The organism is Peribacillus sp. (genome assembly GCF_059453735.1).
The window spans coordinates 1-2,151 of record NZ_JAZVJO010000405.1 but is presented as its reverse complement, the minus strand read 5'-3'; the positions used below and the strand labels follow the sequence as shown (position 1 = coordinate 2,151).

The following is a 2,151-nucleotide window of genomic DNA, read 5'->3' as shown; positions in this document are numbered from 1 at the left end:
ATTACTACAGGTTCTTTTTCCGAGCCATCATAGTTTTCCTGATAATCAACCGTATCTTTGTTCAGGTCACGGAGTAGTTCCATAGATATTTTTGATAATCGTGCTTCCGTATAACGCATCGCTGCTGCCTGATCGCCATCGACAGAACCAAAATTCCCGTGGCCATCAACAAGCATATGACGATAGTTAAAAGGTTGTGCCATCCGGACCATAGTTTCATAAACAGCAGAGTCGCCATGGGGATGATACTTACCAATAACTTCACCGACAATACGTGCAGATTTCTTAAATGGTTTATCAGACGTCATCCCGAGGTCATTCATAGCATATAAAATTCTTCGGTGTACCGGCTTTAATCCGTCCCTTACATCAGGCAAAGCTCGGGATACAATAACACTCATTGCGTAATCTAAGAACGATGTACGCATCTCAGTACTTATATTTATATCTTTAACATTCGAACGTTCATTTTCTGACATGGAGCCAACCTCCTTTTATAAAACTCAAACTAGGTCCTCTGGACCCTATGTAAAGAACAGGATAAATTATCCCGTTCTAAATTAAACATCAAGATTTTTAACGTAGATTGCATTTTCCTCGATAAAGTTACGACGAGGTTCTACTTTATCACCCATTAGCATTTCAAAGGTTTCATCCGCTTCGATGGCATCCGTAAGGCTGACCTGAAGCAGGGTCCTTGTATCTGGATTCATCGTCGTTTCCCAAAGCTGTTCTGGATTCATTTCACCTAGTCCTTTATAACGCTGTAAGTTAGGCTTAGGCTGTGCTGGAAGCGTCGCAAGGATTTCCTCCAGCTGTTTGTCATTATACGCATATTCAATCCGTTTTCCCTGTTGAATTTTAAAGAGGGGCGGCTGAGCGATATAAATATAGCCGTATTCAATAATTTTTCGCATATAACGGTAAAAGAACGTTAACATCAGCGTCCGAATATGTGCACCATCGACATCGGCATCTGTCATAATGACAATTTTATGATATCTAGCTTTTTCAATATTGAATTCTTCACCAATCCCTGTTCCTAAAGCGGTGATAATGGTTCCAATTTCAATATTGTGAAGGATACGATCTAAACGCGCTTTCTCAACGTTTAAGATTTTCCCTCTAAGCGGCAGAATAGCTTGGAAGTGGCGATCCCGTCCTTGTTTCGCAGATCCTCCTGCGGAGTTACCTTCTACAATGTAGATTTCACTGATAGACGGATCCTTAGATGAACAATCTGCAAGCTTACCAGGTAAACTAGAAACCTCTAAAGCACTCTTCCGTCTCGTTAGTTCACGAGCTTTTTTCGCTGCAAGACGTGCCCTGGTTGCCATAAGCCCTTTTTCAACTACTTTTTTTGCAACAGAAGGATTCTCATATAAAAACGCATCTAATCGTTCAGAGAGAATGGAGTCAGAGACTGTCCTTGCTTCTGAATTCCCAAGTTTCGTTTTTGTTTGACCTTCAAACTGCGGATCTGGATGCTTGATAGAAATAATGGCAGTTAATCCTTCACGAACGTCATCTCCAGAGAAGTTTGTGTCCGCTTCTTTAAGCAATCCATTCTTACGTGCATAGTCATTAATAACTCGTGTCAGAGCAGTTTTAAATCCGGATTCATGTGTTCCGCCCTCATAGGTATGGATGTTATTCGCAAATGAAAATAAATTGCTGATGTATCCATCATTGTATTGAAGAGCTATTTCCACGGAAATACCGTCTTTTTCACCTTCCATGAAAATAGGTTCGTCATGCAAAACGACTTTTGAGCGGTTTAAATGTTCTACATATGAACTAATACCGCCCTCGTAATGGTATTCGGCCGTTTTATCTTCTTCACGTTTATCCTCAAGAATCAGTTTTAATCCTTTGTTTAAGAAAGCCAGTTCTCTCATTCGAGTTGCCAGCGTATCAAATTCAAATTCTAATGTTTCAGTAAAGATTTCTCCATCAGGAATAAAGTGAACCGTTGTACCTGTATGATCTGTATCACCAACAATGGCCAGATCTTCTTGTGGAGCGCCTCGCATGAACTTTTGGTAATAGATATGTCCATCCCTATGAACAAACACTTCTAAAACACTTGAAAGGGCATTAACAACAGAAGCACCAACACCGTGCAAGCCGCCAGAAACTTTATATCCTCCA

The 2,151-nt window shown here is 40.6% G+C and carries 2 protein-coding genes; both read right to left on the bottom strand.

The window, feature by feature from the left end; translation table 11 throughout:
* The coding region (locus AC52RT_RS13460) for a DNA gyrase subunit A (protein WP_495541213.1) at nucleotides 1–479 on the bottom strand (479 nt) is incomplete at its 3' end.
* 81 nt (nucleotides 480–560) lie between these two features.
* Nucleotides 561–2,151: DNA topoisomerase subunit B (locus AC52RT_RS13455; protein ID WP_495541212.1), on the bottom strand; the 1,591-nt coding region annotated here is incomplete at its 5' end.